This is a genomic window from Streptomyces sp. NBC_01716 (assembly GCF_036248275.1).
Lineage (GTDB): Bacteria > Actinomycetota > Actinomycetes > Streptomycetales > Streptomycetaceae > Streptomyces.
The window spans coordinates 7,999,554-8,012,996 of sequence record NZ_CP109181.1 but is presented as its reverse complement, the minus strand read 5'-3'; the positions used below and the strand labels follow the sequence as shown (position 1 = coordinate 8,012,996).

Below are 13,443 nucleotides of genomic sequence, written 5' to 3'. Positions count from 1 at the left end.
TGTCGCCTCCCCCTTCTCTCCGGCTGCGGAGCGCACGCGTCGCCCCCGGAGTTTACGAACTCAGCTGAGCACCGGACAGGCGCGCAACTCAACGACGGGCGGAGCCGGGCATGGACCGTATCGACGCGACGCAGATTCCCGAGCCCGGCCTGGTCGTTCTGGACCTCACCGCTCACGACGAGGCGACCGCGCACGCCGTGATGGCAGCACTGGAACAGACGTGGGCCACCTCCGGCATCACGCCCGTACGACGGGAGCCCGGGGTGCCGGGAGTCCGCGCCCGCATCCACGCGGACATCAGGCACACCGACAACCCAGCCCTCCGACGTGTTCTACGGGGCGGGGGTGTAGACGACGGCCGTGTTCTCGCACGGCCCGTCGGAGAGGACCTTCAGCGCCTCCAGCTCGCGCTTGTCAACGCTCAGGCCCCAGCGGAGCTTGGTGGCGACCCACTCCCCCACGTAGCGGCACTGCTGCCCGGCGGCCGGCGGCAGTCAGTCGGCCGGGTCCTTGTCCGCCTTCGACCTGTTGGTCCGTGCGGTGACCGCGCCCAGCGACGTCTCCGCGTCCTGGTCGTTGGCGTACGCCTCACGGCGCTGAGCGGTCCACGCGGAGGCGCCGGAGTCCCACGCCACTCCAGCGCCTCCGCGAGGAGAACCTCGCTGCGCGTGTGGCACCCGTCGGCCGGGTCTAGGGCGTGTTTGAGAAGTCCCGTCTGGCCCACGACGCCTGGCACGCGCGCTCGCCGCGTTGTCGGAGTCATCCAAGTACGTCCAGTACGAGGCTGATCCTCCGCCTTGCGATCGCACGCACCAGACGCCGTGGGCCCCGCCCGATGGGCGGACGACGCTACTTCTAAAACACGCCCTAGGCCGACGTTCCAGTGCCGGAAGGACGTGCGCTGATAGCCGTTCCGGCTCTCCACCGCCTCGGGCAACTTCCCCACGGCATCTGACAACACCAGCACATCGGCCTGTGCCGGGGTGGCGGAGAGAAGGGGGACGAGGACAGCGGAGAGCGCGAGGCCGCGCAGCAGGTTCTTGATCACAACCGGCAGTGATACCGGCCCGGGTCGGTCATCGGGCCGATCGGCGTGCCCGCTCCCCCGTACGGACGCAGACTTTCACCGCAGAAACGATCGCCTCACGCCGGTGCGCGTCCCGCATGCGCCCAGGCGGGTTGGCGCGCTGCTCTCAGCAACCCTCTTAGCTCATCGCCGAGCTATACAGAGCTCCTTGGAGCAGAGCGGAAGCCAAGAGGAAGTCACTCGCTGAAGTCTGAGCTCAGGATGTTCCAAGGATGTGTCAGCCAGTGCACCTGCCAGCCCGACCGGAGGCACCATGCTCACAGCGCCCGCCCGCTCAGCCGTCTTCTCAAGAGCCTGAGTGCGGTTCCTGCCCTGCGGAACTACCCGCCAACGAGGATGGGCCGGCTGTGTGCCGCGCTCGTCCTGCAGCCGCTCCCGAAACTGGCCCCGCCCGCCGCGTCTGACCGTCGCCGGCGGGCGAAGTGACCCTGATCGGGACCAGTCAGCAGCCGTTGAGGACGGACGACAAGGAGCTCTCCGTCGAGTCGACGGTTATGGCGGCGACCTCCCGCACCACGGCCAGTACGAGTTCGGCATTCAGCATCTGACCACGGCCTACGCCTACGCCAAGGCATGCTCCGACGCCGCGCAACGCCTCCTCCGACGAGTCCGGCCGAGCCATGCCCCGCTGCACATCAACACGGTGCACCTTGTCGACGTCACTGCGAATCCGCAGGCCAAGACGATCACCTGGGAAAGAGTGACGCGGGTCCCTCTCGGCACGGCTCTCTGACTCCCCGGAGACACCCAGAGCCTCCGCGCAGTGGGCCAGGCAGCAGAAGGACAAGATCGTGAGACAGAATGCCGGGCCATCCGAATGAGACAGCGCGAGAACACGCAGGTCGTCACGACGGAACGGGACATTCCAATTGCGGACCTACAGCCATGAACGCGTTCAGGCGTTCCTCCTGCGGTCCGCTGCGCACATCGAACGGAAAGCCTTCGGCCGACAGCCGCTCCAGTTCCGCATCGTTGCCCTGAAGGCCCAGGATGACCGCACCGTCGGCAAGGCGCAGCCGATTGGTGCCGTCGCCGTAGATCGTCCGGCTGCCGTCGGCTTGCTGGGTGGACGCGAACAGCACCAGGTCGTGACCCGCCTCGACGGCGGCCTCCTCGATCCCCCTGAGGAACGCGTGGTAGTAGTCACTCACGGCCACAGGAAAGACCGGTACGAAGGTATGCACGCCGATGAGCCCGTTGCGCCCACCGCGCAGTGCTCGGCCGGCCGCGTGGGCGACGTAGCCGAGCTCGCGCATCGCGGCACGCACTTTTTCCTGCGTGGCCTTGGCGATCCCGCCCTCGTCCGCTTTGCCACTGACCACCATCGACACCGCAGCTTGAGACACGCCCGTAATCCGTGCGATGTCACGCTGGTTCACCCTGCGGCCTTGGGCGGGCACGACTGACTCCGTCGTCTGATACGTATAAGTAGAAAAAGCATGATGTTGTGCCCCGGTCAACAGCACGGACACCGGCTCACTTAACACGACTCGGATATCACGCAACGTCACCATGACGGACGGCTGCGCCAGGGAACTCGCCTCGTAGCGCAGTTGGTAGGTACGCAGGCCCTCGCCGTTCATCCGGTAGCTGGTGATCGTGGACAAGAACCGATCCTTGATCTCTACAATGCGTCGGCGCTCCTTCCCGTCGATGTCGCTGATCCACTGCTCGATGTGTTCCGGGAGCTTGAAGGCCAACTCGTAGGAGCCGGGCGCCTCGACCGGCGCCAGGGTCCACTCCGCCACCGCCCCGCTGCCGCGCCTCTTGATGCGCACCGCATGATCGGGTCTGGCCTCCGCGTACCGGACAGCAGGAGTACTGGTACGGCTATCCGGCGATCACCCTGCCCATGCGGGACGGCGGTGGCCGGGGGCGTCGTACCGCAATGGAGCTGGCCCCGCTGCTCATCCAGCAGATGGAACTCGCGCCGGACGAGGAGGGCCGGGACGTGCTCCGGCCGAGCGGTGTGCCCTCTTTGCACACCGGTGCCGTCTCGGAACTGCTGGACGCGGGCGACGCGGCCGACCTCGTCTCGCACTGGCAGCCGGCCTGGCAGGAGGACAACGACGCGCAGACGCTGTGCGCCGTACGGGAGTTGCTGGAGGAGCTGGGGCTGCCGGAGCTGGAGCCGCTCGACCCGTCCGCGCTCAGCGAGCGGACGGTGACGCAGGCGCTGCGGCCCGGCGCGCACAACGCGGCCGTACTGCTGGCGCCTTCGGGCGTGGAGGCCATCGCCACGCAGGCCCTGGTGGACAACCTGCTCCAGATGTCGACGCGGACTGAGCAGATCCCGGGCACCACGCTGGACGCTGAGCGGCGGTGCGGACAGGGCTCGGGCCGCGTCCGCCGCCGTGGTGGCTCCGGGGCCGTGCAACGAGAGCCAGGAGCTGGTGATTTCCTCGGCGATCAGCCGTTGACGGTGGTGACCGGGCCGCACGGGACGGGCAAGAGCGAGGTTGTCACAGCCGTCGCCACCACCTGTGTCGGACGCCGTTGATTCGGAATTGAGATTGAAACGTTCAATCCTTCGCTCCACTCCAAGGTGTTGACCTCGTGTGCAAGTGGCCCTAGCTTCCCTGAAGCACAGTTGAAACCTTTCATCACATCGCCCGACGGCAGACGAAGGGGTCTCGATGAGCGACGACAATGGCACACAGGTCTCGCGCAGGCGAATGCTTCAGTTGGCCGCGCTGGCCGCGGCGAGTACCGGTGCGGTCGGCTTCTGGCAGCCGGTCCATGCCGCGACGCCCGGCGGTTCGGGGGGCTATTCCGCAGTCCGGTTCGCACGGCCGGGCACCGGCAGCATGCCGATGGTCCTGTGGTTCTGGAACGGTGCCGTGACGCGCGAGCTGGTGGATGAGAGCCTGGCGGACCTGCGCGACAAGGGCGTGACCGAGGTGCTGGTCTTCCCGTTCGACACCCCGGCGCTCAAGCCGTCGTTCTTCACCGAGGCGTGGTTCGACCTCATCGGGTACACGCTGCGTGAGGCGAAGCGGCACCGGATGGTGGTGTGGCTGTTCAACGACGACTTCTTTCCCAGCGGCCGGGCCGGCGGGCTGGTGGTCAACGGCGGCACGGTCGGCGACCGCACCTACCGGCCACGCCCCGATCTGCGGGCCAAGTGCGTGGTCAGAAGCATCATGGAGATCACCGGCGGGACCGCGGTAAAGCTCACGGGCCAAGGGCTCGCGGTGGCCGACGGGTGGCTGATCGTGGATGCCGCCGCCTACGACGGTGTGCGAGTACTCAAGGAGGGCACCGCCTGGGGCGATTACACGGTCACCGCGAGAATCTGGGTCGAGCGGGCCACCGCGGGTCTGATGGTGCGTTGTGCGGATCAAAAGAACGGCTATCTGGCGGACCTGCGCTCGGACGGTGGGGTCGACCTATGGCGGCAGAAGGACGGCGCCTTCACGCTGCTGCACCAGGGCAAGGCCCAGCCCGCGTTCGATGCGGACGCCGAGCACGAATTGGCCGTAACCGTGCTGGGCGACACCATCACCCCGGCGCTGGACGGCACAGTGCTCACCTCGGTGACCGACACGACGTTCGCCACCGGCACGGTCGGGGTGCGGGCCACCGCCACGCAGCGCTCGTCGTGGGACAACCTGAGCGTCGCCGGCCCCACCGGTGCGGAGTTGTTCGCCTCCGGCTTCGACACCCCCGACAGCGTCGACGCCTTCAAGACCCCCGACGACCTCGGCGCGCCCGTCGCCGCCGCGGCCCGGCCCGCCGGTGCCGGTGCCGGGACGACCGCCAAGATGATCGATCTGACCGAGGCCGTCCAGGGCTCCGGGGTGTGGCAGGCGCCCGCGGGCAAGTGGCAGGTGGACGTCTACAGCCTCCGGCTGCTGGCCGATGCCAGCGGTCCGTGGCGCAACTACCTCGATCTCCTCGACGACGAGGCAGTGAAGTTGTACCTGGACATTGTGCCGGGTGAATACGTGCGCAGGTTCGGCTGGGCCGTGGGCGACGTGCTGCGCGGCTTCGCCGACGACGAACCGTTCGTGGCCTCCGCGGACGCGGCCTGGGCACGGGTACCGTGGTCACCAAGCCTGCCCGGGGAGATCAAGAAACTGAGCCCGAAGGCCGGTGTGGGGGTGGTGCTGTCCGCGGTCCACGACGACCTCGGGGATGACGGCGGCGAACTGCGCGGGGTGTTCTGGCGCGCCGTATCCAACCGGTTCGCCGACGCCTACTACCGGGGCATGGGCACGTGGACGGGTGAGCACGGGCTCCAGGTCATCTCCAACCCGCTGTGGGACGAGTACGGCCCGGCCGAGCAGATCAGGAGCACCGGAAATCTCAACACCGCCCACCAGTGGGTCCAGATACCGGGTACCGATCTCATCTTCGACCACTACCAGCGCGGCTACCATCGGATCCTGCCGCGCTGGCCGGCCAGCACCGCCCATCAACGAGGGCTGGAGCGCGTATACCTGGAGGCCATGGGCGGCGCCGGCTGGCAGGTCACACCGGCCTTCACTCGCGAGGTGATCGGGGCGTTCGCCGTCCGCGGCATCAACCAGGTCCTGCTGCACGCCCGCTTCTCCGACTCCGGCAACCTCGTCTACCCGCCGCCGTTCCAGCCGGCCAATCCCTGGTGGGACCTGTCCGCGCCGCTGAATGACTGGATCGGCCGAGTGGTGGAGGCGACCCGGGCCACCGCCACCGCCCGCACCGCGCTCATCCAACCCCAGCGCGCTGCCGAGTGTTTCCAGGACACCCCAGGGCAGGACGACATCAACGAGGCGTTCATCGCCGCGGCCCACGCCCTCGAAGACGTCCAGGTCGACTTCGACTTCCTCGACGAAGGCGCGCTGGACGGCGACCCGGCCCTGATCGAGCACGCACACCCGCGCCGCTCCCGTCTGGTTGTCGGAGCTCAGCAGTACGCCATCGTCGTGCTGCCGTACACCCCGATGCTGTCCCTCGGCGCGGTCAGGACGCTCACCGACTTCGTGGACGGCGGCGGAATCCTCGTCGCGGTGGGCGAGTTGCCCGAGCGTGAGCCCTCCGGCCGCACCGACCGGCTCGCCCGTGCCCTGGGCAGGCTCTTCACCAGTCCCCGGGCACACCGGGCCACCGACCCGGCCAAGGCGGCCGAAGTGGTCGCGGCATCCGGCGGCGCCGCAGCCACGCTGTCCCCCGCCACCTCCGACGTGCGGGCACTGCGCCTGAAGCGCGCGGGCGAGCCGGCCTTCTTCGTCACCAACGAGAGCGACAAGGCCATCGAGGTCACAGCGACCTTCCCGGCACTCGGGGCACCGCAGATCTGGGACCCGGACACCGGTGAGGCCACCCCCGCCGGCGTCTGGCGCAAGGAGGAGTCGGGCACGGCCGTCCCGCTCCGGTTGGAGACCAAGGCGACACTCCTGGTCGTCTTCCGCACCACCGGTGGCGAACCCGCGCACGCCATCGAGGCCAACGCGCCCGTGGAGAAGGTGACCGTTGACCACGACACCGTGACCGCCACCGTGCGGGTCTCCTCCGCGACCACCGTCCGCGTCACCGCCGTCGACGGCAATCGGCGATACACGGGTACCCACACCAGCAGCGACCCACTGACCGCGATGCCGCTGGACGGCGAATGGAGCTTCCGCTTCGACCGCGACGGCACCGAGAGCATCAGCCGCCCGCTGGGCCCGTGGACCGACCTGGATGCCTCCCACTCCGGCTCCGCCGTCTACCAGCGGGATGTCACCCTCGGGGCGCGGGACCTCGCCGGACGCCGCTGGCAGCTCGACCTCGGCCAGGTCCGCGACGTCGCCGAGGTCACCGTCAACGGCGGACGACTGCCCAGCCGGCTTTGGCCGCCCTACCGTCTCGACGTCACCGACGTCCTGCGCACCGGCACCAACACCATCCGGGTCCGCGTCACCAACACGGGCGCCAACGCCCGCGGAGACACGCTCCCCTCCGGCCTCCTCGGACCGGCCTTCCTGCGCCCCGAACGCCTCATACACATCCACCTGTCCCGCCAGCCACACCGGTCACACTGACGGGACATGGCGTGTGCCCCGTCCGGAGCCCTGATGGCGAACGAGTCGGCCTGTGGCCTGGGCCACTGGTGCTCGGCGTTGTCTTCTTCCTCGCCGGGCAGCAGGGCCCGGCCGGGGCGTTTGCGGTGCGGGATGACGAGGCCGGTGATGATGTAAGCGCCGTCGGCGGGGACGGTCACGCCCTGGCACTGCTGGGCCAGGCCGGATTCCCGCCAGGCTTTGGCATCCGCGGTGTTGCCGGGCACCGGACGGGCCGCGGCGATCACCAGCTTCGTGTCGGCGTCGATGATGACCTGCACGTTCGCAGAAAACCGGTAGTTGCGTGAGGACGCTCCGGTCGTTCGGTCACGGACCGGGACGAGGGTGCCGTCCACAATCCACAGCCGCTCGGACTGTCGCATCCTCAGCCCGGCGAATGTCTCCACCCACGCCGGCTCAGCCCTCAACACCCCACGCACACAAGTGAAATGCCCCAATCGCAGCCTTCTGCCACACGCTTCAGGGAGGGTATCGAGTCGTGATCAACTTTCAGGACCCGTGCTCTGGGCGGGGCCTGGACTGGTAGATCATCTTGCGTGACGCGAGTGCAACTGACGGGCGCGGAACGGAGGTTCATCGAGCCGTACCTGCCGATCGGCGAGTACGGACCGTAGCCTGAGCGGCTACGGCAGCAGAGGGCGTGATCTGGCGGTTCAGGACTGGCGGGCAGTGGCGGGAGATGCCGCAGCAGTTCGGTGCCTGGTCGACCGTCTCCAACCGCTTCCGGCAGTGGCGTGATGCCGGCCCGTTCGGGGCAACATCAGCAACCAGCAGCTCCGCGCAGAGCGTCGCCCGCCCTCGACGCCTCATCGATATACGCGACTCTTGCCGGGCCTGATCTGCCCAACAGGTCACCTGACAGCCCATCAGAACGAGCGTCATCTCAGCGTCAAGATATCGCCCGTAACGCACACACCACACATCATGCGGAGGCACAAAACCGCAGCTCAGGAGCTTTTCGCGGCCGGTTCAAGGATCGCCACGCACTCCACGTGGTGCGTCATCGGAAATACGTCACATTCAGTGAGGGATGGAAAAGCCCCAGGTCAGGTGGCATGTATTCAACCCGGGAAGGGTGCGTCAGGGCCTCTGAGCGTCAAACGAGCGTCACGGCCGAGGATCGGGTTCGCGTTCGCGTTCGGCGAGATGCGGGGACGGCAGTGGCTGGCACTCCTGTCCGGATGGGAGCACGCATGCAGGCTGGAGCGCGTCCTTATCGGCTGGCTGGCGCGCCCATAGTCCACTGCGGTGGAACGGCGTTTACGACCTTCCGATCGAGACCGCGTGCCAGCCTGCCCAGGGTGCCATAAAGCGGAGTGGTGCCACTCGAATGTCTACGAGAAGACACACAGATCATCGACAGAAGTCGCGAAGCGCGATTCACGTGAAATATGCGACTGGTACTCCTTGAAGTCGACGCCCTGTCTTGTACGGGACTGTGTGGCGACCGGGCCGCCCACCAAGCAGGGAGCCGCCACCAACTCCACCGGATGTTGGTGGGTCGGGCCCCGGGTGAGGGCGGGCGTGGCGGCGCTGGGGGGATCGGCCGTCAGGGTGGGGCTACAGATAGCCGGATATGACCGTGCCGTCGGTGAGGGGGATGTACACCACCCCTCCGGCGGCCAGGCATTCACCGTTCGGTACGGGGTCCGCGTCCTCAGCCGTGGACGCGAGGCCACGGTGCACGGCGATCGTGTCTTCTCCTTCTCCTGACTTCGCCGCGTACGAGTGAACGTTCAGCCCGTCGGCGAGAATGATTCGGGTGCCGGCGAAATAAAGCGATCCCGCCTGGCGGTTCCTGGACCACGCCTCTTTGGTCCACACGCGCTTGGCGGACCGGAGATCGTAGAGGTACACGTTCTTGAAGTCCGTCAACGCCAGCAGACCGTCTCTGTTGACCGCCGGGGCCGCCGAGAGGTGGATTCCCCTTCCGATCAGGCGGAGTTCGCGCAGGGTGTGCGCGTCCAGGACGCGCACGCCACCCGGTTCGTCCCCGCTGCAGAGCACCTGGCCGTCCCGCACCTGAACTTCGCCGCACCACACCTTGTCGTTGGTGGCGGGCTTGTGGCCCGTGCGAGCGTCGAAGGACATGAGTCCCGCCCGTCTCGGCACGTACACACGGCCGCCGGCCGTCACCGGCTGCTGAGGGCCGCCCGAAAGGGGAACACGCCACAGCTCCTTCCGGTCGCCGTCGAGCCTCTGCGCGACAAGCAGACCTGGCCCCTCTTCGCCCTCTGCGCTCATCTCCCTGTCCACGTAGACGGAGTACATGACGCCGTCCACGGTGTCCGCGCCTCTCAGGACGTACGCGCCCACCGCCGGCTCCCGGTGCCAGGCCCGATCGCCGCTTTCGACGGCGTAACCGTCGATGCCCGCCGGACCGTTGGTGTGGACGACACCACCGACGACGGCGAGGTTCGGACCCGCGGTGGGCGGTTGCGGTCCGGACGCGGGGTGGGACCAGCGCGTGTCGCCGTTCTCCGCGTCCAGCGCCGTCAGTGCGCCGCGGTACCCGGCGCAGATCAGCGTCGTACCGGTCAGGGCACAAGGGCCGGTCACGGAGGGCGCCTTGATCGCCCATGGGGACCAGTTGGGAGGGTGGGCGTCGCGTGAGGTCGCGGTGGCGCCGAGGTCGCGGGCGTGTCCCTCTCCGGCGTAGGGAGCCATGTACACCTGAGCGGCGGCCTTGGGCTTCCCGGCGCTGCCTCTGTTCCCGTCGTCACCGCTCCCGGCGTTCAGGAGGACGGTCACCGACACGCTCACAAGGAGTATCGCCGCCGCCGCGGGCAGGCTCCGGCGCCAACGGGGACGGACATGGATCTCGGACTCGTTCGACCCGGGTGGCCGATTGGGGCCGTCCGTCAGCGTCGGTGAGGGCAGAACGCGGGGGCCGGTGTCCTGGGTGAGCAGATCCGCTCCCGCATGCGCCCCCAGGCGCCGAGCCGTTCTGTCCTGCTCGGCGATCAGCGACAGCACCGGACCGGGCCACTCGAACGCGCCCTTCGGCGGCGGACCGAGCTGCTCGGCCACCCAGTTCGGGGTGGGCCGTTGCGCGGGGTCCGGCCGCAGGCACGCGGCGACGACCGGTCGCAGCGGTTCCGGCACCTCGCCGAGATTCGCGTCCCCCAGCCGGATGTGGTGGAACAGCACCCCCCGGTCGGCGTAGTTGAACGGACCCTGCCCGGTCGCCGCGAAGCACAACACGGAACCGAGGGAGAACACATCGGTCGCCGGCACCACCGTCCGTTGGTCGTCGATGTGCTCGGGCGACATGAACAGCAGCGTGCCGAGGAGCGTGCCCGGCACGGTGAGCGCGGACGCGCCGACGGACCGGGCGATGCCGAAGTCGATGAGTTTGGGGCCGTACGCCGAGAGCAGCACGTTTTCCGGCTTCAGATCGCGGTGCAGCAACCCGGCGCCGTGGACGGCGACCAGCGCCCCGGCGAGTGCGGCGCCCAATTGACGTACCGAGGACACGTCCAGAGGCCCGCAGTCCGCCACGGCCTCGGCGAGAGACGGGCCGGGTACGTACTCGGTGGCCAGCCACGCGCTCTCGTCGTCGGCCCGGCCTTCGACGAGAGCGGCGGTGTACGGACTGCGTACGGACTTGGCCGCCGCTATCTCCCGGGCGAAGCGCTTGCGGGCCGACGGGTGCGGGTCCATGTCCGCGCGGATCGTCTTGATGGCGACCATGTGGCTCGGATCGGCGGTGGCGACCGCGGCGGAGCAGGCCAGATGCACTTCTCCGAACCCGCCTTCGCCGAGTCGGCCCAGGAGGCGGTACGGGCCGATGTGCCGGGCCGGCCCACCCGGTTCCAACGGTCTCAGCACGACGCCCCCCTCAGCCCGGCAGGGCGACGGAGGCGACCGCCCCCTTGTCGTAGACCACGAAGGCGACGCCGCCCAGCGGAAGCAGCACCGGCGGACGGATCTCCATGGACGGCAGGATGTTTCTGTACGGGTCCTGGGGCTCCTCGGGCCGCGGGCCGGGAGCGCCGGGTACCGGAAGCACGCGCTCCTTGCCCGGCCGGCCGGCCTTCCCCAGCGGTATGACGTGGAGTTCCGAGTAGTCCGCGTACACCAGAGAATCGCCGGCGATCATCGCGTCGGAGAACGCCTCTGTCCGCGCGTTCTCAAGACCGCTGGGCACGACGGGAAAGCGTCCCCGTTCCTTCCCCGTCCGCTGGTCGAGCACGATCAGTCCCGCCGACGGAGTGTTGTCGTCGTCATCGAGCGGACTGAGGCTTTCGGGGTCGTAGACCACGGCGACACGGTGGTCCACGGCTGTCAGTCCGGCGACTCCCCCCTTGTCGATGCCTCGGGGAGTCGGCAGACGACCCGCGGGAGCGAGGGTCGCCGCGTCCAGCCGGAGCAGGTGCAGGGTCGAGGTCGGGGAGGCCGGGTCCGCGTTGGAGGTTTCCCAGTACGAGCAGAACGCGGTCGGTCCCGTTATCCGCAGGGAGTCACAGCCTTTCGCCCGGCCCTGTACCTGACCGCGTTGTTCACCGGTCCGCGCGTCGTACGAGACGATGCCGCCGTCGCCGAGCGCGTAGACGCGCCCGTCGGCGTAGGCGACCGGCTCGAAGTCCCGTAGGTGAGCACGCGCGTAGTCCTGATTGTTCAGAACCTTGCTCCACAGCTTCCGGCCGTCGGCCAGGGCGAAGGCGGTGAGGCCGAGATTCTTGCCGAGGACCGTCGCCGCGAAGACCAGGCCGTCGCCGACGAGCGGGCGGGAGGAGAATCCGAGGGGGCCTGCCGCTTCCTTCTCCCAGCGGATTTCGCCGGTTCGCGCGCGGCGTACCTGTAGCCATCCGTCCGTGCTCAGGACGACGTCCTTACCGTGGACGGTCGGCTGCGTGCTACGGGCGGCGAAGGTGACGTACCCGGTCGGGCTGGTGTCTGTCTGCGAACTCGCGTCGTACCGGCCGATGTTCCACAGCTTTCGGCCGGTGCCGGAGTCGAGCGTCTCGTACGTGCCGTCCGTCAGCCGGCACACCAGGACCGATCTCCCGGCGGCGCAGCCCATGGCGGGGCCGGACAGTTTGCCTTGCCAGGGCCGCCAGTCGCCGGGGCGCCCGTCCGTGATCTGTGGGACGGCGCCGGACGAATCGGCCCCGCCGCGGTCGTCGATTCCCATGACGGCGGCGCCGGTTGCCGGTTGGGGGGTGGTCGGAGCCGTGTTCGCCGCTCGGCTCACCGGGCGGGAGAGGTACGTGCCGAGTCCCACGCCCGTGCCGAGCACGGCGGCCAGGGCCAGGGCCAGGGCGATCCGACGGCGTTGGCCGGGCGACTCCCCACGGCGCCGCTTCGGCTGCCCGGCCGCCGGATCGGTACTCGCGCGATCCGTGCTCGCCCGATCGGCCGTCGCATCGGCCGTCGGCGGCGGCGCGAGGAGTGGTCTGCCGGTGGCGCTGAGCGCCATGGCATCCTGTCGGCACTCCTCGATGAAGGTCCGTAACCCAGCCGGCCACTGCGAGGCCGTCCGGGAACTCAGCCGCTCCCGCAGCAGATCCGGCGGGGGCCGCCGGGCCGGATCCGGGCTCAGGCACTCCTCAAGGATCTCCCGCAGACCGTCCGGCACGGATTCGAGGGAGGCGTCCGCAGTGGAAATGCGGTGCTGTACGACCTGAACGGGTCCCGCCCCGAACGGTTTCCTTCCCGACGCCGCGTAGCACAGCACTGCGGCGAGACTGAAGACATCGGACGCGGCGGTCACGGCACGGCTGCCCCTGAGATGCTCCGGAGACATGAAGTCCGGCGTACCGACCACCAGGTCTGGCTCGGTGTCGGTGCCGCTCCCCTGGGCACGGGCGGCGAGACCCAGGTCGATGAGGCGGGCACGGTCGAGACCGAGCAGGACATTCCCGGGCTTGATGTCCCGGTGGACGATCCCAGCCGCGTGCAGCCCGCTCAACGCCCCGGCGAGGTGGGCGCCCAGCCTGCGGACGGCGTCCTGTGGCAGCGGCCCCCCGCGCCGGACCGCCTCGGCGAGGGTGGGGCCCGCGACGTACTCGACAGCCATCCAGGGCACGTCGGCGTCCGCGTCGACATCGACCGGTGTGACGGTGTATGGGCTGTCAACGGTGCCGGCCAGGGCCGCCTCACGGCGGAACCGGCGGCGGAACGAAGGGTCGTCGGCCAGGTCACGGCGTACGGTTTTCACCGCCACCAGTCTGTCCACCGGAGCACCGGGCGACGGGGTGGCCAGGTAGACATCCCCCATACCTCCGGCCCCGATCCGCGCCAGAACGGTGAAGGGCCCGATCCGCCTCGGTGACACGTCGCTCAGTGCTCGCAGCAACCGTGTTGTCC

The 13,443-nt window shown here is 69.0% G+C and carries 5 protein-coding genes and 4 pseudogenes; 4 read left to right on the top strand and 5 right to left on the bottom strand.

Annotated elements, in window-relative coordinates:
- Positions 1–110: 110 nt before the first annotated feature.
- Positions 111–293, top strand: a pseudogene (locus OIE74_RS35570) (DUF6207 family protein); the annotation flags it as partial.
- Positions 294–332: 39 nt separating this feature from the next.
- On the opposite strand, the pseudogene OIE74_RS38745 reads toward OIE74_RS35570, so the two are convergent.
- Positions 333–1,048, bottom strand: a pseudogene (locus tag OIE74_RS38745) (HNH endonuclease).
- 884 nt (positions 1,049–1,932) lie between these two features.
- On the bottom strand, positions 1,933–2,865 hold the full coding sequence (locus OIE74_RS35560; RefSeq protein WP_329391202.1) for a LacI family DNA-binding transcriptional regulator: 933 nt from the start codon (positions 2,863–2,865) through the stop codon (positions 1,933–1,935).
- Between the two features lie 110 nt (positions 2,866–2,975).
- Here OIE74_RS35560 and OIE74_RS35555 point away from each other — a divergent pair, with 110 nt between their 5' ends.
- Together OIE74_RS35555 and OIE74_RS35550 are read left to right on the top strand one after the other, a co-directional pair.
- Positions 2,976–3,587 (top strand): hypothetical protein, encoded by a 612-nt coding sequence (locus tag OIE74_RS35555; RefSeq protein ID WP_329391199.1) that lies wholly within the window; start codon positions 2,976–2,978, stop codon positions 3,585–3,587.
- Between the two features lie 136 nt (positions 3,588–3,723).
- Positions 3,724–7,092, top strand: a complete 3,369-nt coding sequence (locus OIE74_RS35550) for a glycosylhydrolase-like jelly roll fold domain-containing protein (protein ID WP_329391197.1) — start codon at positions 3,724–3,726, stop codon at positions 7,090–7,092.
- A 44-nt stretch (positions 7,093–7,136) separates the two neighbouring features.
- Here the strand turns inward: OIE74_RS35550 and OIE74_RS35545 are convergent.
- Positions 7,137–7,481, bottom strand: a pseudogene (locus OIE74_RS35545) (transposase family protein); the annotation flags it as partial.
- A 186-nt stretch (positions 7,482–7,667) separates the two neighbouring features.
- On the opposite strand from OIE74_RS35545, the pseudogene OIE74_RS35540 reads away from it, so the two are divergent.
- Positions 7,668–7,888, top strand: a pseudogene (locus tag OIE74_RS35540) (transposase); the annotation flags it as partial.
- 803 nt (positions 7,889–8,691) lie between these two features.
- On the opposite strand, the gene OIE74_RS35535 reads toward OIE74_RS35540, so the two are convergent.
- Complete coding sequence (locus OIE74_RS35535; RefSeq protein WP_329391196.1) at positions 8,692–10,962, bottom strand: protein kinase domain-containing protein; 2,271 nt, start codon at positions 10,960–10,962, stop codon at positions 8,692–8,694.
- A 10-nt stretch (positions 10,963–10,972) separates the two neighbouring features.
- Complete coding sequence (locus tag OIE74_RS35530; protein WP_329391194.1) at positions 10,973–13,432, bottom strand: protein kinase domain-containing protein; 2,460 nt, start codon at positions 13,430–13,432, stop codon at positions 10,973–10,975.
- Positions 13,433–13,443: the final 11 nt, after the last annotated feature.